Origin of the sequence: Bradyrhizobium sp. TM233 (assembly GCF_036247965.1) — a bacterium.
Classification (GTDB): Bacteria; Pseudomonadota; Alphaproteobacteria; order Rhizobiales; family Xanthobacteraceae; genus Bradyrhizobium; species Bradyrhizobium ottawaense.
The window spans coordinates 381150-403015 of the sequence record NZ_BTIG01000004.1 but is presented as its reverse complement, the minus strand read 5'-3'; the positions used below and the strand labels follow the sequence as shown (position 1 = coordinate 403015).

Below are 21866 nucleotides of genomic sequence, written 5' to 3'. Positions count from 1 at the left end.
TTTCATCGGAAAAACCTCTTGACCCTGACAGTGCTGTCAGACCCTACAGACTCTGCTCGTCCCTGGGAACACCCCCGCGAGGAGCAAAGATGAAAGCCTACCATTTGAACGGCCAAGCAGGCGTTGGCGGCCTTGTGCTGGCCGATGTCAGTAAACCCGAACCGGCCAGCGGTGAGGTTCGCATCCGGGTCGAAGCGGCAAGTCTCAATTATCGTGATCTGATGATCCTCGACCGCGTCGGCCAAGGCGGGCTGAACGGCCGCGTGCCACTCTCTGATGGCGCGGGCGTCGTTGACGCGATCGGCTCCGACGTCGTGCAATGGAAAGTCGGCGACCGCGTGGCTGCATCGTTCTTCCGCGATTGGGTCTCGGGGCCGTTCAGGACCAGCTATGTTGCGTCAGCTCTCGGTGGCAACACGATGGACGGAATGCTGGCAGAGTATGTCGTGCTGCCGGCAACAGCGCTGGTCTCGGTGCCGGCGCACCTCACCTCGGTCGAAGCCGCGACCTTGCCCTGTGCGGGCGTCACGGCCTGGCACGGCCTCATCGCACGCGGCGGGATGGGGAAGGGCGACACGCTGCTGGTGCAGGGAACAGGTGGTGTCGCGTTGTTTGGCCTTCAGTTCGCCGCCGCGCTGGGCGCGCGTGCGATCGTGATATCCTCCTCGGATGAGAAACTCGCCCGTGCCAGGGCGTTGGGCGGCTCGATCCTCATCAACTACCGCGACACGCCCGATTGGGATGCAGCCCTGATGAAGGCGACGGATGGCGAAGGCGCCAGCCATATCCTCGAACTCGGCGGTCCCGGCACCTATGACCGATCGCTGCGATCGGTCGCGTCGGGCGGCAAGATCGTCCAGATCGGTGTTTTGACGGGGTTCGGCCCGAAACCCGACCCAGCGCGCCTCCAGTGGGAGAATGCCGATATCATCGGCGTCACCGTCGGATCGGTCCAGCATTTCACCTTGATGAATCGTTTCTTGACCGACGAGGCAATCCACCCGATCGTCGATCGGGTCTATGGTTTCGACGAGGCACTCGAAGCGTTCGCCTATCTCCGGTCCGGCGCACACTTCGGCAAGATCGTTGTGAAACTGTAGGGTCTCAGGCAAGTCAGGGCGACTAGGCTCTCCAACCTCTCGACAAGTGACGATCATGTTCGCCCTGACATTTCTCGGGACCTCGGCCAGCGTTCCCTCGGCGGAGCGCAACCATCCGGCCCTCCTCGTGGAGGCCGCGGGCAAGCGCATCCTGGTCGACTGCGGCGAGGGCACGCAGCGCCAGCTGTTGAGGAGCGGTTCGGGCTTTCGGCGGCTCGACCGCGTGCTGCTGACGCACGCTCATCTCGATCACGTGCTCGGCATCCCCGGTCTGTTTTCGACACTGGGATTGCGGCAGAGCGCCGAAATGATGACCATTCATGGCGGGCCGGGCACGCTCGATATCGTCATCCGAATGCTCACAGGCCTGTGGGGTGCCGGCAGGGCCCCGATCCCTGTCGAGTTCGCAGCCCTGAGCGAAGGACAGGTCATCGACGCCGGTGATTTCACCATCGATTGCTTTCCGGTTCGCCATCGCGATACCGACAGTTTTGGTTTCGTCTTCCAAAGCCCCCCGCGCCGTCATCTCTTGTCGGAACGCCTTTCGGCCCTCGACGTGCCGGACGGCCCCATGCGTGGAGAATTGGCTGCGGGACGAGCGGTCGTGATCGCCGATCGCACGATCGATCCGGAAGATGTCCTGGGTCCGCCGAGTGGCGGCAAGAGGCTCATTGTGATCGGCGACACCGAAACGACCGATGGGCTCTCTCAATATGTCGCTGACGCCGATCTGCTGGTGATCGAGGCGACCTTCCTCGATCGCGACGCACCGACCGCACGAAATTACGGCCATCTCACCGCGGCGGAAGCGGCCGCCTTTGCCGCCGCGAACAATGTCGGACAACTCGTGCTGACCCATATGTCGGGACGATACGAGGACGATGAGATCCTGGCCGAGGCGGCGAGGATCTTCCCGAACACCCGCATCGCCGCCGACTTCGATCACATCGTGATCTAGCCGGAGCGACCCGCAATCAGCTCGTCAGACCCGACTTGATCGCGAGGTCCTGTACCTGCCTGGTCAGCTGCATCAGCCGCGGCAGCGCCTGGTCGCGGAAAGTCGCCATGTCCATTCGCATGGCATCGACCGTGATGCTCAATCCCGCGATCACGAGGCCCTGAGCGTCGAAGATCGGCGTTGCCAGCGTGCGCAGGCCGTAGGCGTTCTCGCCGTCGGAGATGGCATGGCCCTTCTTCTTCACCTGATCGAGCCGGGCGAGCAAGGCATCGAGATCGGTCAGCGTCCGCTCCGACAATTTGACGCGAGGGCGCGATTCCAGGCGCGCGATCTGCTCGTCCCGCGCCAGATGGGCGAGCATGACATGACCGAGCGCGGCGCTGTAGGCGGGAATGCGCGTGCCCGGCCGGCGATCCATCTTGTGGCGATCGAGGCCGGCGCCGACGCGCGCGAGATAGACCACGTCACCGCCGTCGAGGATGCCGAGCGAAGCCGCGTCGCCGACATCGGGCACGAGATCGCGCAGCAACGGCTCGGCCATCGGCCTTAGCGATCCGTGCGACAGCACGGTGTAGCCGAGGTCGAGGCAGGCGACGCCGAGGCGGAACCGGCGGCTCTGCGGCACGGCCTGGAGATAGCCGAGCTCGGTCAGGGTCTGAATCAGCCGGAACGCGGTTCCGCGATCGAGATCGGCCCGTGCGGCAATCTCACTCAGGGTGAGCTCGAAGGCCTCGCTGCTGAAGCTCTTGAGCACGGCAAAGGCCTTGCCGACGGACGCGACGTGATTTTTGGGATTTTTCGGGGACGATTCCGATTTGCGCTTCGTGGCCTTCTTCTCGACCCTGGCCATGCTCGAATGCCTTGCCATGACAGCCACCGCCCTTGACGTGGCGGCAAGCTGATTTTACGACTGGTCCAAGCTAATAACAAATGTTCGCATTCCGAACAACTGATTTGACGATCGGAGGAAGTTTGTCGACACCATCGCTGCACCCTCATGGCGTGTTCTCCGCCGCGCTGACCCCGCTCGACGCCGAACTCGCCCCCGATCATGCGGGCTTCATCGCGCATTGCCGCTATCTCCTGGACGAAGGCTGTGACGGCATCGCGCTGCTCGGCACGACAGGCGAGGCGAACTCCTTTTCCGCGGCCGAGCGCATGGCGCTGCTCGATGCGGTGGTGGCCGCCGGCATCGCGCCGCAGCGTCTTCTGCCGGGCACCGGCGTTGCCGCGCTCAGCGAGACCATCGCGCTGACGCGCCACGCACTCTCGGTCGGCGTCGACACTGTGGTGATGCTGCCGCCGTTTTATTACAAGGGTGTCACGGACGACGGCGTTTATGCGTCCTATAGCGAGATCGTCCAGCGCATCGGCGATGCCAGGCTCAAGGTCGTGCTCTATCACATCCCGCAGATGTCGGCGCAGCCGATCTCGCATGCGCTGATCGAGCGCTTGCGCAAGGCTTATCCGGCCACCTTCACCGGCATCAAGGATTCCTCCGGCGACTTTGCGAACATGACCGCGATGGTCGATCGCTTCCCCGGCTTTTCGGTTCTGGTCGGGGCCGATCCGCTGCTGCTGCCGCTGCTGCGCAAGCGCGGCGCCGGCTGCATCACCGCGACCTCTAATCTGGTGGCGCGCGACCTTGCCTATGTCTACAAGCATTTTCGCGACAGCGACGATGACGCGGCGCTCAAGGCGGCGCAGGCGCGCATCGTAAAGGCGCGCGAATTGGTTTCGCGCTTCCCGCAGATGCCCTCGCTGAAGGCGATCGTCGCCGAGCGCACCGGCCATGCCGGATGGCAGCGGCTGCGGCCGCCGCTGGAGTCCCTGCCGCCGGCCCACGTGAAAGAGCTGCTCGCGGATGCCGCGGCATTCGCTGCAGTCGCCGTCTAGACCTGGACCGGAGACGGGGCGAACCGATGTCCGACTCTTTCCAGGATGCGCTGGCCGGACTCGCCGCAATCGTCGGCGACAAGCAAATCATCGCGTCCGGAGCTGACCAGGAACCTTACGTGGTGGACTGGCGCGGGCGTTATCGAGGCCGCGCGGTCGCTGTCGTGAAGCCGGGCTCGACGGCCGAGGTCGCTGCCGTCGTGAAGTTCTGCGCCGCAAGGCGGCTCGCGATCGTGCCGCAGGGTGGCAACACCGGCATGTGCGGGGCGGCGACGCCGGACGATCACGCGGGCAATGTGGTGATCCGGCTCGACCGGATGCGGGCCGTGCGCGACGTCAGCCCGCTCGCCAACACGATCACGGTGGAAGCCGGCTGCATTCTCGCCGAGGTGCAGAGCGCGGCCCGGGACGTCGATCGCTATTTTCCCTTGAGTCTGGGCGCCGAAGGCTCCTGCCAGATCGGCGGCAATATCTCGACCAATGCGGGCGGCACCGCGGTGCTGCGCTACGGGCCGACGCGCGATCTCGTGCTCGGGCTTGAGGTCGTGCTGCCCGACGGGCGGATCTTCAACGGCCTGCGCGCGCTGCGCAAGGACAACACGGGCTATGCGCTCAAGCAGCTCTTCATCGGCGCCGAGGGCACGCTCGGCATCGTCACCGCGGCCGTGCTGAAACTGTTCGCGCCCCCGCGCAGCTCGGCGCTGGCGCTGTTGAAACTGCAGGGCGTGGAGCAGGCGCTCGAGATCATGCAGCGCCTGCGCGGCACGGTCGGCGACCGGCTCGGCAGCCTCGAGATCATGTCGCGTTCGCAGATCGAGGCGATCGCCGCGACCGTGCCGCACGTCACCATCCCCTTCGAGCTGACGACGCCGTGGTATCTGATCGTCGAGCTGACCGACACGCTCGCCGGCGTCGACCTCGACGAGCCGCTGGGCACGGTGCTGGCCGACGCGATGGAAGCGGGGCTCGCCGAAGACGTGATCCTGGCCTCCAACCTGGCGCAGGCGAAGGCGATCTGGTCCGTCCGGCACAGCGTGTCCGAAGGCAACAAGCGCAGCGGCTATGTTGTGTCGCATGACAGCGTGGTGCCGCTGGAGCGGCAGGCGGCTTTCGTCAACAATGTCGAGGCCCGTATCAAGGCTGCCGTCCCCCATGCGAACGTCGTGATGCACGGCCATATCGGCGACGGCAACATCCACGTCGTGGCCCTGATCGACAGCGCGCGTTGCCAGGACCCGGCGGCGACGGCTGCGCTGGTGGCTGAAATTAACGAGATCGTCGACGACGAGACCGCAGCGCAGGGCGGTGCGATCAGTGCCGAGCACGGCATCGGCGTCACCAATCGCGGCCGGCTCGCCCGTGTCGCCGATCCCCTCGACATCGAGCTGATGCGCGATATCAAGAAATTGCTCGATCCGAAGGGTCTGATGAATCCCGGCAAGATTTTTGGTGCGGGAGCGGCATGACCATGACGAGCGTCCGCCTGCTTGCCGACGATCTCACCGGTGCGCTCGACACCGCGGCAGAGTTCGTCGGCCTGTGCGGACCGTTCGGTGTCCTCTGGTCGGAAGCGTTTACGCCGCCGGATTCCGGGAGCCTGGCGATCGATAGCGGCACCCGCGAGCGCTCGAAGGCCGAGAGCGTCGAAATCGTTGGGCGACTGGCGCCCCACCTTCAGGGCGGGACGATCGCCTACAAGAAGGTCGATAGCCTCCTTCGGGGCGCGTGGGCGGCTGAGCTTGGCGCCTGTCTGCGCAGCGGCCATTGGACCTCCTGCGTGGTCGCGCCCGCGTTCGATTATCAGGGACGCCGCACCGTCGGTGGTCAGCAATTCGCCCGCACCGTGCATGGCGATTGGCACAGGGTCGGCGACAATTTGCTGGATCAATTGCGGCAAGACGGAATCGAGGCACGACAGGGCACGGCCGACACGCTCTCGCAAGGCGGCGTGCAGGTGTTCGATGCCGAGAGCGACCTCGACCTCGATCGCGTCGTCGAAATAGCGCGGCGCATGCCGGGGCCCGTGTTGTGGTGTGGCAGCGGCGGCCTGGCCGGCGCGCTTGCCCGCGGTCAAGGCGCCGCTGCGCCGTCGCAACTGAGGCGGCCGGTGCTGGGGCTGTTCGGCTCCGACCAGGCTGCCACCGCATCCCAGCTCGCGGCATGTGGTAACGCCACCATCGCGTTGGCCGAGGGGGAGGGCGGCGCGGGCGTTCGGCGCAAGCTGGCCGACGAGAGCGTGGCGCTGGTGAAATTCGCCCTCGCCGACGGCTTGACGCGGGCTGAGGCGGCGCGGCGGATCGCGCACGAGATGACGGGGCTGATCGCGGCACTCGCACCGCCAGGCACGCTGGTTGTTGCCGGTGGGGAAACCCTGAAGGCCGCATGCGTTGCCCTTGGCGCGCATGCGCTCGAGGTGACAGGACGTATCGTGCCGGGATTGCCGCGCTCGATCTTGCAAGGCGGCCGCTGGGCCGGCGTCGATGTCATCTCGAAGTCCGGCGCATTCGGCCCCAGCGAGCTGTGGCGCGACCTGCTTCGGGATAATCATTTGCTCAGCAAGGGGAGTCCGACATGACCTCTCGTCATCTTGCCATCACCATGGGCGATCCTGCCGGGATCGGGCCGGAGATCATCGTCAAGGCCTGCGTTGAGCTAAGGGACCGGATCGCGAAAGGCGATCTGCGGATCCTGATCATCGGCAGCGGCGCGGCCCTCGATGGCGCGAAAGCCGCGCTCGGTGCCGGCATTGCGATTCCCGAGGTGCGCGCCGAGGATCGCGACTGGCCAAACCTCTGCTTCCTCCAGGCCGACACCGAGGGCGATCCGATCAAGCCGGGCGTGCTCAGCGCCGATGGCGGCCGCTTTGCCTACAAGGCGATCGAGCAGGGCGTGCGGCTGACGCAAGCGGGCCGGACCGCGGCGATCGTCACGGCGCCGCTCAACAAGGAAGCGCTCAACAAGGCCGGCTATCACTTCCCTGGTCATACCGAGATGCTGGCGCATCTCACCGGCGTGCGCGGCTCGGTGATGTTGCTCGCCCATGGCAACATGCGCGTCAGCCATGTCTCGACCCATGTGGCGTTGGAGGACGTGCCGAAGCGTCTGACGCCGGAGCGTCTGCGCATGGTGATCGACCTCACCAACGATGCCCTGCTGCGGCTCGGAATCGCCAAGCCGAAGATCGCGATCGCCGCGCTCAATCCGCATGCCGGCGAGGGCGGCCTGTTCGGCCGGCAGGACATCGACGTCTCCGCGCCGACGATTGCGAAAGCGGTCGCCGATGGTCTCGACGTCGTCGGTCCCGTGCCCGGCGATACCATCTTCGTCAAGCTGCGCGCCGGTCAGTACGATGCCGCGGTCGCGATGTATCACGATCAGGGCCACATCCCCGTCAAGCTGCTCGGCTTCCAGGTCGATCCCGCGACCGGCCGCTGGCAGGAGCTCTCCGGCGTCAACATCACGCTGGGCCTGCCGATCATCCGCACCTCCGTCGATCACGGCACCGCCTTCGACATTGCCGGCAAGGGCATCGCCAACGAGCACAGCCTGATCGAGGCGATCGACTATGCCGAGCGGCTCGCCGCTGGCGTTTCCGCATCCAAATCATGAGTTCGAACGAACGATGACCAACGCCTTCACGCCCATCGAAATCCAGCGTCCCACCATCCTCGAGTTCGGCAACGGCACGATCGGCGCGGCAGCGCGCTTCGCCGAGCGGATCGGTGCCAGGCGGCCGCTGGTGATCTCGGATCCGTTCAACGCTCGCCGCGTCGACATGCTGGCGCTGCCGGGCGCGGTGAAGGTGTTCGGTGAGGTCAAGCCCGAGCCCGACCTGCCCAATCTCGAGAAGGCGGTGGCGATGGCGAAGGACGTCAACCCCGATCTCGTGGTCGGCTTTGGCGGCGGCAGCGCGATGGATCTCGCCAAGCTGGTCGCGGTGATGTGCACGAGCGACGTGCCCTTTGCCGACATCGTCGGGCCGGAGAAGGTGGCCGGCCGCAGCGTCGCGCTGATGCAGATTCCGACGACGTCGGGCACCGGCAGCGAGGCCGGCACCCGCGCGCTCGTGACCGATCCCGTCAGCCAGAACAAGCAGGCGGTGCAGAGCCGTTTCATGCTGGCCGACATCGCCATCGTCGATCCGGATCTGACGATGACCGTGCCGAAAGAGGTCACCGCGGCGACCGGGGTCGATGCGCTCGCGCATTGCGTCGAGGCCTATACCAGCCGCAAGGCGCATCCGACGATCGACCTCTATGCGCTCGAGGGCGCGCGGCTGGTCGGCCGCTATCTCAGGCGCGCGGTGGCCGATGGCGGCGATCGCGAGGCGCGCGCGGGCCTCGCGCTGGCCTCGCTCTACGGCGGCTATTGCCTGGGACCCGTGAACACGACCGCCGGCCACGCGGTGGCGTATCCGCTCGGCACCCGTCACCACGTGGCGCATGGCCTCGCTTGCGCGGTGATCTTCCCGCATACGCTGGCTTTCAACATGCCGGCGGTTGAGGCGAAGACGATCGCGGTGCTCCAGGCGCTCGGACTGCCGGAGCAGGGCGATCCAAAGCGCGCATTCGAGGCAAGCTACGAGTTCTGCAGCGATCTCGGCATCGAGATGCGGCTGTCCGCGCTCGGCGTGCCCCGGGATGATTTCGGCGTGATGGCCGACGAGGCGCACGCCATTCGGCGTCTGCTGGACAACAATCCGCGCGACCTCGGCCGGGATGCGATCCTGAACATTTACGAGATCGCGTTCTAGCCGTCTCCGCCGCACGCGCGCGGCAGCCAATCAACAACACGGAAAACAGAGGAAACGTCTATGAGATCGATCTGGCTTGTTCTTGCCTCAGCCCTGGTGCTGTCGGCGTCACCGGCGAAGGCGCAGGACGGCTATCCGTCCAAGCAGGTGACGGTGGTCGTTCCCTTCGCCGCCGGCGGCACCGCGGACATCTTCGCGCGGATGGTCTCCAACCATTTGCAGGCGAAGTTCGGCAAGCCCTTCGTGGTCGAGAATGTCGGCGGCGCCGGCTCGATCCTCGGCGTGACGCGGGTGGCGAAATCGGCGCCTGACGGCATCACGCTCGGCCTTGCCAGCACGTCCGCGCTTGCGATCAACCCGTCACTCTATGGGCCGAAGCTGAGCTACCAGCCGGACAAGGACCTGATACCGGTCGCCCAGATCAGCGTCGTGCCCAACGTTCTCGTCGTCAATCCCAACAAGATCAAGGCGCGTACCGTGCCGGAGCTGATTGCCTATCTGAAGGCGAATCCGGACAAGGTCTCGTTCGGCTCGGCCGGTGTCGGCACCTCGCAGCATCTTGCCAGCGAGCTGTTCCAGCAGATGACCGGCACCAAGATGGTGCACGTGCCCTACAAGGGCTCCAGCCAGATGCTGACGGACCTGCTCAGCGGCCAGATCGATCTCGCCTTCGACAACGTTCCGCTGCTGTTGCCGCAGGTGAAGACCGGCCAGCTCGCGCTGCTCGCGACTGCAACGCCGAAGCGCGCCGCCTTCGATCCCGAAGCGCCGGCCGTTGCCGAATTCCTGCCCGGCTTCGAGGCGGTGGCATGGCACGGTTTCATCGTGCCTGCGGGCACGCCCAAGCCGATCGTCGAAAAGCTCTCGGCCGAGATCCGCGCCTTCATGGCGCAGCCGGAGACGGTGCAGAAGATGGCCGAACTCGGCGCCACCGCGGTGGCCGTGGATTCCGAGCCGTTCGCCGCCTACATCAATGCCGAGACGGCGCGCTGGAAGAAGGTGATCGAGGCCGCCAGCATCAAGCTGGAGTAGGGCGGCCAAATTACAGGCCGGCGGCCGGGTTGGCGAAGCGTTGAAATGGTCGGGGTCCTGCGATCGTGTTGAGGAGCGACGGACCATCCACCGCAGCGCTTGCCAGCCCGGGGACGAGCGGGTAGAACCCTGCCACGCCTGAGCCGTGATTTGCGCGCCAAACGCGCTTCCGGCGACAGTCGAGCAAATCAGCAAGTTATTGAATTTGTTCGACTATTCCGTTGGGGAATGGTGTAACGGTAGCACAACAGACTCTGACTCTGTTTGTCTTGGTTCGAATCCAGGTTCCCCAGCCAGCTTCAGGCGCTCTCCATGATCTGGTTGTCCCGCGTAGCCGCTCGGCGGCAATGAGATCCGTGGCCGCCGCTCGCGACGGTTTGCCTCATCCTGAAATCGCATCTCGCCGTCGGATCACCGCGCGCTCCATCGTCCTTGGGTCACACAACTCGAGGAGATCCCGATGCCCTATGTCGATGGTTTCGTTCTGGCCGTGCCGAAGGACAAGATCGAGGCCTACAAGACGCTGGCGACGACCGCCTGTGCGCTCTGGATGGAGCACGGCGCGCTCGATTATGTCGAATGCATCGCTGACGATGTCCCCTATGGCGAACTCACCTCGTTTCCGCGCGCAGTGATGGCGAAGGAGGACGAGGTCGTGGTGTTCGCCTGGATCGTCTACCGCGACCGGGAGACCCGCGATGCCGTCAACAGGAAGGTAATGGCGGACCCGCGGCTGAAGATGGAGGGCATGCCGTTCGACGGCAAGCGCATGATCTATGGCGGCTTCACGACGCTGCTCCGGGCGAGTGATGTCACCGGCTGACAACAGGTGTGGAAGGCCTATTTCGGCGTTGCGCGACCGATCTCGGCCTGAAGCAGCAGCAACAGGCAGCCGGCGAGCCGTGTCTCCATCTCTTTCGACGAAAGCTGTAGCGGCCCGGGGTCGTTGAGGATCGCGTTCACCAGCGTGCCCAGCACGATTTGGAAGCCGAACGCGATGGCGCGGCTCTTGGCGGCCTTGCGGCCCTTGCCCATGGCCGGCAGCAGGAGAGGGGTGGCGCGCGCGGAGGTGGCCTGCGCGAGCGCCTTGAACGGCGTCCATTTGTCGGGGCGGGTGTCGTCGTGCTGAAGCGCGGCGCGCAGCACGCCCTCGTGGTTGCGCATCCAGGCGATGATGCCGCTGACGATGATTTGGCAGAGCCTGTCGAGGCCTGGATCGGGTGACGGCGGCTTGATCCCCGCAAGGCGCTCCTCGCCGTCGCGCGTGGCCAGCGCCATCAGCGCGTTGAAATAGGTCTCCTTGCTTTCGAAGCGGCTATAGAAGGCGCCGACGGTGGCGCCGACTTCAGTGCAGAGCGCCTCGATCGAGAGTTCCGCAAGGCTGCGCGTCCTCAGCATCTCGGCGCCGGCGCGCAGCAGCGCCAGCGTGGTTTCCCGGCTGCGCTTCTGCCGCGACGGGGCGACGCCCGGCAGGTCGAAATCGCTAAGCTCCGGCTGTTCTGACCGTGGGCGCATCCGTGCTTGCATCCGTCAAAAATCGTAATCATAATTCGGATTATAATTTAAGACGAAGCGCGCCGCGGGTCAATCGCGGGTGCGAAGACAATGAAACACCGGATCCGGCAGGGGAGGATCAGATGAGCGCAGGCAGCGGCATGCCGTTCGGCGGCACCGTGGGCAAGACGGTTGCGGAGTCAAAACCCTGGTGGCCGGATGCGCCAAGGCCGCCCGAGGGGGCGCCGAACATCCTTGTCGTGCTGTTCGACGACGTCGGCTTCTCCGATTTCGGCTGTTATGGCTCGGCGATCAGGACGCCGACCATCGACAGGCTCGCCGCAGAGGGCCTGCGCTACAGCGGTTTCCACACCACCGCGATGTGCTCGACGACGCGCGCCGCGCTGCTCACCGGGCGCAACCACCACTCGGTCGGGGTCGGGTGCCTCGCCAATTTCGATTCCGGCTATCCCGGCTATCGCGGCAAGATCGCGCGCGAGGCGGGCACGCTGGCCGAGATGCTGCGTGGGCACGGCTATCGCAACTACATGGTCGGCAAATGGCACGTCACGCCGCTGACCGAGAGCGGCGCCACCGGCCCGTTCGACGGCTGGCCGCTCGGGCGCGGCTTCGATCGCTTCTACGGCTTCCTCGACGCCGAGACCGACCAGTACGCGCCGGAGCTCGTCTCCGACAACACGCATATCGATCCGCCGGGCACCTATGCCGACGGCTATCATCTGACCGAGGATTTGATCGATCAGTCGATCCGCTTCATCGGCGATCACGTCGCCGATCGTCCGGACGTGCCCTGGCTGACCTGGGTCGCGCTCGGGGCCTGCCACGCGCCGCATCAGGCGCCGGCCGAGATCATCAGGAGCTATGACGCCGCCTTCGCGCATGGCTGGGACGTCGAGCGGGAGCTAAGGCTGTCACGCCAGAAGGCGATGGGCCTCGTGCCCGGGGATACGCGGATGCCCGCGCGCAATGACGGTGTGAAGGCCTGGGAGGAGCATTCGGCCGACGAACGCCGTGTCTTCACGCGTCTGCAGGCGGCCTTTGCCGGCATGCTCGACCATTCCGACCGCCATCTTGCGCGCCTGGTCGCATTCCTCGACACGGCCGGCATCCGCGACAACACCGTGATCATCGTGATGTCCGACAATGGCGCGAGCCAGGAGGGCGGGCCGCTCGGATTCGTCAACGCGATGGGACCCTTCAACTTCAAGCCGGAGCCGATCGCCGAAAAACTCGGCCGCATCGACGACATCGGCGGGCCCGACACCCACAGCAATTTTCCGCATGGCTGGGCGATGGCCTCCAACACGCCGCTGCGCCGCTACAAGCAGAACACCCATGGCGGCGGCATCCGCGATCCCTTCGTCATCAACTGGCCGCAGAGGATCGCGGCCAAAGGCGAGCTGCGGCACCAGTTCGTGCACGCCTGCGACCTTGCGCCGACGCTGCTGGAGCTGGTCGGCATCGAGGCGCCCACTGATATCGCGGGCTGCCGGCAGATGCCGCTCGAAGGCGAGAGCTTTGCGCGTTCGATCACCGATGCGTCGGCCTCCTCGAAAAGCTCGCCGCAGTATTTCGAGATGTTCGGCCATCGCGGTCTCTGGCACGCCGGGTGGAAGGCGGTCGCCTTCCATCCGTCGGGCACGCCGTTCGAGAACGACAAATGGGAGCTGTTCCATCTCGATGAGGATTTCTCGGAGACCAACGACCTCGCGACGAAGGAGCCGGAGCGTCTGGCGCGGATGATCGCGACATGGTGGGACGAGGCCGAGAAGCACAAGGTGCTGCCCCTCGACGACCGCTTCGGGCCGCGCTTTGCCGAGAATGCCGCGCGCTTCCACGGCGCGCGCCACCGTTTCGTCTTCCACGCCGGCATGGGGCACGTGCCGACCGACGTCGCGCCCGACGTGCGCAGCCGCAGCTACACGATCGAGGCGCATGTCGAGATCGACGAGGCGGGTGCGGACGGCGTGCTGATCTCGCACGGCGATGCGACCTCGGGCTACAGCCTCTATGTCAGTGACGGCCATCTCGTGCACGATCTCAACATCGGCGGCAGCCACCAGATCGTGCGCTCTGAGCGGAAGGTGCTGCCAGGCGCGCGGCGGCTCGGCGTGCATGTCGAGCGTCTCGTGCGCAAGGAGCCGCCCGCCAAGGGCTCGCGCACCGGCGTCACCGAATACACGCTGCTGATCGACGGCGAGCCGGTGGGTTCGCTGAAGACCCAGCTCGGCTTCCACACGCTGATCTCGTGGTCCGGCCTAGACATCGGCCGCGACCGCGGCAGCCCCGTGTCGCATTACGAGGCGCCGTTCGAATTCGCCGGACGGCTGCTGCGCGTCACCGTCACCATGCACAATGACCAGAAGCTCGATGGCGATGCCGTCGGCAACGCGCAGATGGCGCGGCAGTAACGGGGAAGAGCGTTACTTGATCTTGTCGTAGGCCGCCGCGAAATCGCCCAGCGGCATCGGGATCGCGATCGTCTCCTTGGCCATGTTCTGGAAGGAGACCTTGAGCTGCTTGCCCGACCGCAAGGCGGCAAGCAGGTCGGGCGCGATCGGCGCCGAGGCGTAGCAGCCGCGGTTCTCGCAGGTCTGGATCTGCAAATCGACCGTCTTGCCCTCGTCGACCTGGAGCTTGGCGCCGATGGGAAGATTGAGGCCGAGCGGCAATTGCAGCAGCGCCACCGGGGTGCGGGTGTCGGGCGCGATGCGGATGTTGATCAGGACGATGGTCTGGCCGGTCTTGGTCAGCACCGCGTTCTGCTCCATCGCGCATTCGAGCGGCGCATCGCGGCTGGCGCTGGTGCAGCGCACGATCCAGCCGGGCTGTTGTGCCGGCGCGCCGTCAGCCTGTGGCTGCGTCGGAGCCGGCGCGGGCTGTGCCGCCGGAGCGGGGGCGCTCTTCTTGGCCTGTTGGGCATACGCGGCGCCCAAGGGCAACAGGACAGCTGCGGCGAGGGCGACAAGTCTGGATTGCATGAGCATGGCGAAACCGCGTTGGCGTGAACCGGGGGCCTCGCTGTAGCGTCGCCGGAAGCGCCGTGCAAGCCGCTACTCGGCAGCTTCCTTAACGGTGCCGTGCTCGACCGTCTCGCCGCCTTCGCCGTCACCCGAACGGCCCCAGCCCGAGAACCAGTTGTTGAGCTCGTCGAGATAGAGATAGACCACCGGGGTGGTGAACAGCGTCAGCGCCTGGCTGACGATCAGGCCGCCGACCATGGCGTAGCCGAGCGGCTGGCGGATCTCGGCGCCGGTGCCGTGACCGAGCATCAGCGGCACGCCGCCGAGCAGCGCGGCCATCGTCGTCATCATGATCGGGCGGAAGCGGAGCAGGGCGGCCTGGCGGATCGATTCCGCCGGGGTCTTGTGCTCGTCGCGCTCGGCGGCGATGGCGAAGTCGACCATCATGATGCCGTTCTTCTTCACGATGCCGATCAGGAGAATGATTCCGATCAAGGCAATGAGGCTGAAGTCGAAGCCGGCCGCCATCAGGATCAGAAGCGCGCCGACGCCGGCCGAGGGCAGGGTCGATAGAATCGTGATCGGATGGATGTAGCTCTCGTAGAGGATGCCGAGGATCAGATAGACCACGACGAGCGCGGCAAGGATCAGCAGCGGCACGGTGCCGAGCGATTGCTGGAACGCCTGCGCGGTGCCCTGGAAGCTCGAGTTCAGCGTCGGCGGCGCGCCGAGATCTGCCATCGCCTTCTGCACGGCTTCCGTCGCCTGGCCGAGCGCGACGCCCTGTCCGAGGTTGAAGCTGATGGTGATCGCCGGGAATTGGCCCTGGTGGCTGATCGAGAGCGGGCGGACCGGATCGGTGCTCCAGGTCGCGAACGTCGATAGCGGCACCTGGTCGCCCGTCAGCGGCGACTTCAGATAGAGCTTGTTCAGGCTGTCGAGATTGCCCTGCATCTCCGGCAGGATCTCCAGGATCACCTTGTAGGTGTTGAGCTGGGTGAAATACTGCGTGACCTGCCGCTGTCCGAAGGCGTCGTACAGCGTGTCGTCGATCAGCTGCGGCTGGATGCCGTAGCGCGCGGCGGTGTCGCGGTTGATCTTGAGCTGGACCGTGGTGCCCTGGGTCTGCTGGTCGGTCGCGACGTCGCGCAGCTCCGGCAGCGTCTGCATCTTGGCGAGGATTTTCGGCGCCCACTCGTTGAGCTCGGCGAGATCGGCATCCTGCAAGGTGAACTCGAACTGCGTGCGCGTCGGCCGGCCGCCGAGCCGCACGTCCTGGGCTGCCTGCATGTAGAGGCGGGCGCCGGACACCTTCTCGAGCTTGGGACGCAGCCGCGCGATGATCTGCTGCGCCGAGGCCTCGCGCTCGTTGCGCGGCTTCAGCGTGATGAACATGTTGCCGTTGTTGCCGGCGCGGCCGCTGCCGCCGATGTTCATCGCGATCGTGGCGACGTCGGGATCGTCCATCACGATCTTGCCGAGCTCGACCTGCCGCCGCTGCATCTCGGCGAAGGAGATGTCCTGGGAGGCTTCGGAGGTCGCGGTGATCAGGCCGACGTCCTGCTGCGGGAAGAAGCCTTTCGGGATCAGCACGAACAAATAGATCGACAGGCCTAGGGTGGCGAAGAAGATCGTGAGCGTGGTCCGCCGCCAGGCCAGGGCGTGATCGAGAATGTATTCGTAGCCGCGCAGCATCGCGTCGAAGGCGCGCTCGCTCCATTGATAGAACTTGCCGTGGGTCACCTCGCCATGGGCGCGCAGGAAGCGGGAGGCCATCATCGGTGTCAGCGTCAGCGACACGAACATCGAGACGAAGATGGTCATTGCCAGCACGACGGCGAACTCGCGGAACAGGCGCCCGATGATGCCGCCCATCAGCAGCAGCGGGATCAGCACCGCGACCAGCGAGATGCTGATCGAGACGATCGTGAAGCCGATCTCCTTGGAGCCTCTGAAGGCGGCCGCCATCGGCGATTCGCCTTCCTCGATGTACCGCGTGATGTTCTCGAGCATCACGATGGCGTCGTCGACGACGAATCCGACCGCGATCGTGAGCGCCATCAGGGACAGATTGTCCAGTGAATAGCCGACGACCCACATCAGGGCGCAGGCGCCCAGCAGCGCCAGCGGAACCGTGATGGTGGGAATGACGGTGGCCCAGAAGCTGCGCAGGAAGATGAAAATGACCATGACCACGAGGGCGATGGTCAGCAGCAGCGTGAACTGGACGTCCTCGACCGCGGCGCGGATGGTCGTGGTACGGTCGCTGATGAGCTCGATCTTGATGGCGGGCGGGATCGCCGCCACGAGGCGGGGCAGGGTCGCCTTGATCCGGTCGACGGTCTCGATGACGTTGGCGCCCGGCTGCTTGAAGATCACCAGGAACACGCCGCGCTTGCCGTTGGCCCAGGCCGCCTGCTTGGCGTCTTCGGCGCCGCTGACCGCCTGGCCGATGTCGCGGATCCGCAGGGGACCCCCATTGCGATAGGCGACGACGACGTCGTTCCAGTCCTTGGAATGGGTGAGCTGGTCGTTGGCGTAAATGGTGTAGGCGCGCTTCGGCCCGTCGATATTGCCCTTGGGGCTGTCGACGGTGGTAATCGCGATCTGGCTGCGCACGTCCTCCAGCGACAGGCCCTTGGCGACGAGTTTCGCCGGGTCGATCTGAATGCGGATGGACGGCTTCTGCTGACCGCCGATGAAGACCTGCGCGACGCCCGAGAGCTGGCTGATCTGCTGGGCGAGCTGGGCATCGACCGCGTCGCTGACGGTTGTCAGAGGCAACGTCTCCGATGTCGCCGACAGCAACAGGATCGGCGCGTCGGCCGGGTTGACCTTGCGGTACGTCGGCGGCGACGGCAGGTTCTTCGGCAACTGGCCGCTGGCGGCGTTGATGGCGCCCTGCACGTCATTGGCAGCGCCGTCGATGCTGCGGTTGAGATCGAACTGGATGGTGATCGACGCGGTGCCCAGATAGCTCGTCGAGGTCATCTGCGCGATGCCGGGAATCTGCGCGAACTGCCGCTCCAGCGGCTGTGCCACCGACGAAGCCATCGTCTCGGGGCTGCCGCCCGGCAAATTGGCGGTGATCTGGATGGTTGGGAAGTCGACCTGCGGCAGCGGTGCGACCGGAAGCAGGGGATAGGCGACGAGACCGACGAAGAGAATGCCGGCCATCAGCAGCGAGGTGCCGATGGGATACCGGATGAAAGGTGCCGAAATCCCGCCGCCGATCATTCCCGTCGTACCTTGTTCTGGGCCGGATCCGAGCTTGCCACCGCGGTCGACACGAGGCTGCCGGGCTGGACCTTGAACTGACCGCCGACAATCACCTGTTGCTCGGGGCTCAGCCCTTCTTCGATGACCGAATGTCCATCGATGGCGTAGCTGACCTTGATCTTGTGCACCTCGGCCTTGTTGTCCTGGTTGACGGTGTAGGCGTAGAGGCCGTTGGTGGAATGCTGGACCGCGTCATCCGGAACCACGGTCGCATCCTTCAGCGTCCGCACCAGAAGCCGCGTCGAGACCGACTGGCCCGGCCACAGCGCGTGGTCCTTGTTGTCGAACACCGCCTTGAGCCGGATCGTGCCGCTGGTGGTGTCGACCTGGTTGTTGATGACCGCAAGCTTGCCCTCGGCCAGCGTCTTCTTGCCGTCGGTGGTGAAGGCGATCACCTTGAGCGCGCCGCTCTTCTGGCCCTCGCTGATATAGGGAAGCTGGTCTTCCGGCGCTGTGAAGATCACGGAGATCGGCTCGACCTGCGAAATCGTGACGATGCCCGTCTGCGTCGAGGCGTTGACGATGTTGCCGATGTCGACCTGGCGCAGGCCGGCGACGCCGGTGATCGGCGCCTTGACCTGGGTGTAGTCGAGCTGGGTCTGGGCGTTGGCGATCGCGGCTTCGTCGGCGGCGATCTGGGCGGTGAGCTGGGCGACGGTCGAGCGCTGGGTGTCGACCCGCTGCGCGGTGGCGAATTCGCCGAGCTTCATGGCGCGCTGAAGTTCGAGATTGGCGTTGGCCAGACTGGCCTCGTCCTGCGCCTTCTTGGCCTTGGCCTGGTCGAGCGTGGCTTGATAGGGACGGGGATCGATCGAGACCAGAAGCTCGCCCTGCTGGACGATCTGGCCTTCGCGGAAGGCGAGCTTGTCGATCTGGCCATCCACGCGTGTGCGGACTTGTACGGTGTTGAACCCCTGAACCGTGCCGAGACCGGTCAGATAGACCGGGAAGTCGACCTTCTGGACCGGCGCAACGCTGACGGGGACGGCGGGCGGGCGGGGTGGACCCTTCTGGGCGGTCTGGGTTTTTCCGGCCTGGGAGGCGCCTAATTTCTGCCAACCATAGTAACCCGCGGAGGCCACGGCCGCGATGATCAGAATCCAGAGGATCGGCCGGGACTTTTTCATATCGTCTCGTGTCGGCTCTTGTGCCCTCAGCTACGAATTTTTGGGCAATCGTAGGGTTCCACAGCGTTTGTATAATACACGCCAAGTTCCAGTGTAAACAGCACTATCGGTTGAGAATCCTAAACAATTGGAAAGCTTTGCACTGTCCAGGCAGAGGTCTGGCGCGGGTGTGTGCAGTGCTGCATTTTCCCGGCAGATGCGTTGCGCGGGCAAACCTCGTGCAGCACTCCCAGACGGTGTGCTCGGGCCGAACGACGCCGGTGCCGAGCGCAGGTCGGTACCGGTGACAAGAACGGTTCTAAGTCGCGCGGGGGCCGTTTCGGTTGTCAGGAATTTCAGCATCGTCCATATCGGCGCCGCCACAATGGGAGCGCACGATGGACGAACTGAACGGCAAGCTGATCGCGTGTCAGATTCTGATCACGGGATTGATCGCGCGCGTCGCCAATGAGCAGCGCGATCCCTTGCGCTTCCTCACCGACTTCCGGGACGAGATCAAAGCCGTCGTGAACGGCGTCAACATCGCCGGCATGGACTCAACCGATCGCGTGCGCGCCGTCGCGCTGAAAACCGTCGACGAATTGTTTTCGCTGATGAAGCCGCCGAGCAGCGATTGATGCTGTGAGCGACACTGCCGATTGCACGGCATGCGGCGCTGTTTCTTAGAACGAGTCCAATCTCAGTTTAGAACGATTTCAAACTCTAGTTTAGAATCGTTTTGATCTGGATTGATTCAAGGGTTCTTGCGAGCCGCTCGCATTGACCCGCTATTTTGCGGCCGATACCAACACTCATCGTTCGTCGAAGTGAATGAGCGAACAGGAAGATGGGGCGTTTGGTAATGGGGCAGGTGGTCGCACCGAAATCGTTGCGTTCGGTCGCAGCATTCGATCTGGTGGATGAAAAGTTCGCGGGCGTTTCTGGCAAGAAGGCGTCGGCAGTTGCGAGCTTGATCGCGGTGGCGTCGGTGTCGAGCGGCGCGCAGGCGCAGCAGTCGAACCTGCCGCCGGTGACGGTCGATGCTCCCGTCGAACGTCCGCGTCCAACCGCATCGAAGCCCTCGCCGGAGCAGGTCCGCGCCCGCAATGCGATTCGCCGCGCCGCGCAGCGCGAGCAGGCGGCTCAGCAGACGGCGCCGACCACACCGTCAGGCGCTCCCGACGGCAATCCCTATGCCGATCCGGCCGCGCCCTACAAGGTCGACCGCGTCCAGGCCAGCGGCAAGTTTCCCGAGAAGATGCTGAACACGCCGAAGTCGATCACGGTGCTCAGCAAGGAAGTGCTCGAGGACAAGAACGCGACGACGCTGAAGGAGATCGGGCGCTCGACCGCGGGCGTGACGCTGGGCTCGGGCGAGGGCGGCAACGCGTTCGGCGACCGCTTCTTCATCCGCGGCTTCGACGCGCGCAACGACGTGTTCATCGACGGCATCCGCGATCCCGCCGTTTCCATCCGCGAGAACTTCTTCACCGAGCAGATCGAGATTCTGCGCGGGCCGGCATCCTCCTATGCGGGCCGCGGCACTGCCGGCGGTGCCATCAACATCGTCACCAAACAGGCTGGCGACGTCAACTTCAAGCGCATGGACTCCGAGTTCGGCACCGACATGACCAAGCGCGTCACGCTCGACGTCAACCAGGTCATCGATCCGACTTTCTCGGTGCGTACCGGCGGCCTGTTCCAGGATGCCAACGTCGCCGGCCGCGACTATGTGACCGACAATCGTTGGGGCACCTTCATCTCGACCAAGTACACCCCGACGAGCGATATCAAGATCACCACGAACTACGTCCACACCGACCTCAGCGGTCTGCCGGATTTCGGCGTGCCCTATTACAGGCAGGGCAATGTGCCGGTGACCTCGGCCGGCATTCCGCGCGGCAACTGGTACGGCTTCCTCAATCGCGACTTCCAGACGGCGCGGCAGGATTTCGGCACCGGCACGATCGAGTACAAGGTCAACGAGGCCATCACGCTGACCAGCAAGGTGCGCGGCGAGCATTCGGTGCTCAACTATATCGGCACGCTGCCGCAGAACCCGATTACGACCAGCCCCAATCCGATGCTCTGGACCACGACGGCGAGCGCGCAGAGCCGCTACCAGAACGTGGACGTGTGGACCAATCAGAACGAGGCTACGTTCAAGCTCGACACCGGCGGGGTCAAGCACACCGCGGTGTTCGGCGTCGAATATTCGAACGAGAACATCTCGATCGACCGCTACGCCGGCCTCGCGTCGGAACTGGCCGGAAGCCCCTTCACGAGCACCGGTGCCGTCACGGGGGTCAATCTCTACTCCCCGCAATACACCAACATTCCCTTCGGCATTCCGGGGCTGGTCGGAAATCCGACGCGCTACGGCGTCAACACCAGCAGCGTGTATGTCATGGACACCGCGAACTGGCAGGACACGATCATCGTCAACGGCGGTATCCGCTACGACGGCTACAGCCAGAGCGCGTCGACGAACTCGGCCTACCTCAAGCAGAACAACGATCTCGTCAATTACAACGTTGGCGCGGTCTACAAGCCGATGTCGATCGGCAGCGTCTATGCAGCCTACGCGACCTCCGCCAATCCGTTCGGCTCGGAGCTAGACGCGACCGGCACCGACTACGGCGGCGTTCCCGCCAACTCGACCATCCTGCTCGGACCCGAGCGCAACAAGGCAATCGAGGTCGGTACCAAATGGGAGCTTGCTGATCGCCATCTGCTGGTGACCGGCGCGCTGTTCCAGACCACCAAGGACAACGCGCGCGAGACGGTCAACGGCCTGCTTACCTCGGGCGCTGCCTACAGGATCCAGGGCATCGACATCGAAGCCGAGGGCAAGATCACCGATCGCTGGAGCATCTTCGGCGGCCTGGTGTTGATGCAGTCCAAGGTCACGCAGAGCGGCGTTGCCTCGAACATCGGCCTGCAGCTTGCCAATATCGCCCATCAGTCGTTCAGCATGCTGACCAAATACAAGTTCGACGACGGCTGGGAGCTCGGCGGGCAGGCGGTGTACCGCTCGAAGGTCTATGGCGGCACGTTCGCGGCCAACACCAACGAGCTGCCGAGCTATTGGCGCTTCGACGCGTTCGTCGAGAAGAAGATCGACAAGAACTGGACCATGAAGTTCTACGCCCAGAACCTCACCAACAAGCTCTATTATGACTCGTTCTATCGCAGCGCCGTGCCGTTCGTGGCGGTCGCGCCGGGCCGGGCCTTCTATATCGTCACGACGGCGAAGTTCTGATC

General features: G+C 65.0%; 17 protein-coding genes and 1 tRNA gene. 13 read left to right on the top strand and 5 right to left on the bottom strand.

Annotated features, from left to right (window positions below; all coding sequences use genetic code 11):
- Positions 1-89: 89 nt before the first annotated feature.
- Together AABA86_RS13090 and rnz are read left to right on the top strand one after the other, a co-directional pair.
- Complete coding sequence (locus AABA86_RS13090; RefSeq protein WP_338307088.1) at positions 90-1100, top strand: zinc-dependent alcohol dehydrogenase family protein; 1011 nt, start codon at positions 90-92, stop codon at positions 1098-1100.
- A 55-nt stretch (positions 1101-1155) separates the two neighbouring features.
- Entirely contained in the window at positions 1156-2058 is a 903-nt protein-coding gene (rnz, locus tag AABA86_RS13085; RefSeq protein ID WP_338307086.1) for a ribonuclease Z, read from the top strand.
- Between the two features lie 16 nt (positions 2059-2074).
- On the opposite strand, the gene AABA86_RS13080 is transcribed toward rnz, so the two are convergent.
- Positions 2075-2926 carry an IclR family transcriptional regulator gene (locus AABA86_RS13080; protein WP_338307085.1) on the bottom strand — a complete coding sequence of 284 codons (852 nt, stop codon included), beginning with the start codon at positions 2924-2926 and terminating at the stop codon, positions 2075-2077.
- Positions 2927-3030: 104 nt separating this feature from the next.
- On the opposite strand from AABA86_RS13080, the gene AABA86_RS13075 reads away from it, so the two are divergent.
- The 8 genes from AABA86_RS13075 (at position 3031) to AABA86_RS13040 (ending at position 10562) form a co-directional block, all read left to right on the top strand.
- Positions 3031-3954: a dihydrodipicolinate synthase family protein gene (locus tag AABA86_RS13075; RefSeq protein WP_338307084.1), complete on the top strand. Its 924-nt coding sequence runs from the start codon at positions 3031-3033 to the stop codon at positions 3952-3954.
- Positions 3955-3980: 26 nt separating this feature from the next.
- Entirely contained in the window at positions 3981-5420 is a 1440-nt protein-coding gene (locus tag AABA86_RS13070; protein WP_338307082.1) for an FAD-binding oxidoreductase, read from the top strand.
- A gap of 2 nt (positions 5421-5422) precedes the next feature.
- Positions 5423-6529 (top strand): four-carbon acid sugar kinase family protein, encoded by a 1107-nt coding sequence (locus AABA86_RS13065; RefSeq protein WP_338307194.1) that lies wholly within the window; start codon positions 5423-5425, stop codon positions 6527-6529.
- Entirely contained in the window at positions 6526-7563 is a 1038-nt protein-coding gene (gene pdxA / locus AABA86_RS13060; RefSeq protein ID WP_212246518.1) for a 4-hydroxythreonine-4-phosphate dehydrogenase PdxA, read from the top strand. The genes AABA86_RS13065 and pdxA overlap by 4 nt, the downstream gene beginning before the upstream one ends.
- Positions 7520-8707 (top strand): iron-containing alcohol dehydrogenase, encoded by a 1188-nt coding sequence (locus tag AABA86_RS13055; RefSeq protein WP_338307079.1) that lies wholly within the window; start codon positions 7520-7522, stop codon positions 8705-8707. Before pdxA ends, AABA86_RS13055 begins: the two co-directional genes overlap by 44 nt.
- A 60-nt stretch (positions 8708-8767) precedes the next feature.
- Positions 8768-9739 carry a Bug family tripartite tricarboxylate transporter substrate binding protein gene (locus AABA86_RS13050; RefSeq protein ID WP_338307078.1) on the top strand — a complete coding sequence of 324 codons (972 nt, stop codon included), beginning with the start codon at positions 8768-8770 and terminating at the stop codon, positions 9737-9739.
- A 222-nt stretch (positions 9740-9961) separates the two neighbouring features.
- Positions 9962-10035 (top strand) — tRNA-Gln (locus AABA86_RS13045).
- Positions 10036-10199: 164 nt separating this feature from the next.
- Positions 10200-10562, top strand: coding sequence for a DUF1428 domain-containing protein (locus AABA86_RS13040; protein WP_338307077.1), 363 nt, complete (start codon positions 10200-10202; stop codon positions 10560-10562).
- Positions 10563-10579: 17 nt separating this feature from the next.
- Here the strand turns inward: AABA86_RS13040 and AABA86_RS13035 are convergent, their stop codons facing one another.
- Entirely contained in the window at positions 10580-11254 is a 675-nt protein-coding gene (locus AABA86_RS13035; RefSeq protein ID WP_338307075.1) for a TetR/AcrR family transcriptional regulator, read from the bottom strand.
- A 122-nt stretch (positions 11255-11376) separates the two neighbouring features.
- Here AABA86_RS13035 and AABA86_RS13030 point away from each other — a divergent pair, with 122 nt between their 5' ends.
- Entirely contained in the window at positions 11377-13665 is a 2289-nt protein-coding gene (locus AABA86_RS13030; RefSeq protein WP_338307073.1) for an arylsulfatase, read from the top strand.
- Between the two features lie 12 nt (positions 13666-13677).
- Here the strand turns inward: AABA86_RS13030 and AABA86_RS13025 are convergent, their stop codons facing one another.
- The 3 genes from AABA86_RS13025 to AABA86_RS13015 form a co-directional block, all read right to left on the bottom strand.
- Entirely contained in the window at positions 13678-14241 is a 564-nt protein-coding gene (locus AABA86_RS13025) for an invasion associated locus B family protein (RefSeq protein WP_212246506.1), read from the bottom strand.
- Between the two features lie 66 nt (positions 14242-14307).
- A complete protein-coding gene (locus AABA86_RS13020) occupies positions 14308-17454 on the bottom strand; it encodes a multidrug efflux RND transporter permease subunit (RefSeq protein ID WP_338307071.1) in 3147 nt (1048 codons plus the stop codon).
- A complete protein-coding gene (locus AABA86_RS13015) occupies positions 17451-18623 on the bottom strand; it encodes an efflux RND transporter periplasmic adaptor subunit (protein WP_338307069.1) in 1173 nt (390 codons plus the stop codon). Before AABA86_RS13015 ends, AABA86_RS13020 begins: the two co-directional genes overlap by 4 nt.
- Positions 18624-19000: 377 nt before the next feature.
- On the opposite strand from AABA86_RS13015, the gene AABA86_RS13010 reads away from it, so the two are divergent.
- Together AABA86_RS13010 and AABA86_RS13005 are read left to right on the top strand one after the other, a co-directional pair.
- The gene (locus tag AABA86_RS13010; protein WP_018319817.1) at positions 19001-19240 is read left to right on the top strand and encodes a hypothetical protein; all 240 of its coding nucleotides are present in this window, start codon (positions 19001-19003) and stop codon (positions 19238-19240) included.
- Between the two features lie 224 nt (positions 19241-19464).
- Positions 19465-21864, top strand: coding sequence for a TonB-dependent receptor (locus tag AABA86_RS13005; protein WP_338307193.1), 2400 nt, complete (start codon positions 19465-19467; stop codon positions 21862-21864).
- The last annotated feature ends 2 nt before the right edge of the window (positions 21865-21866 follow it).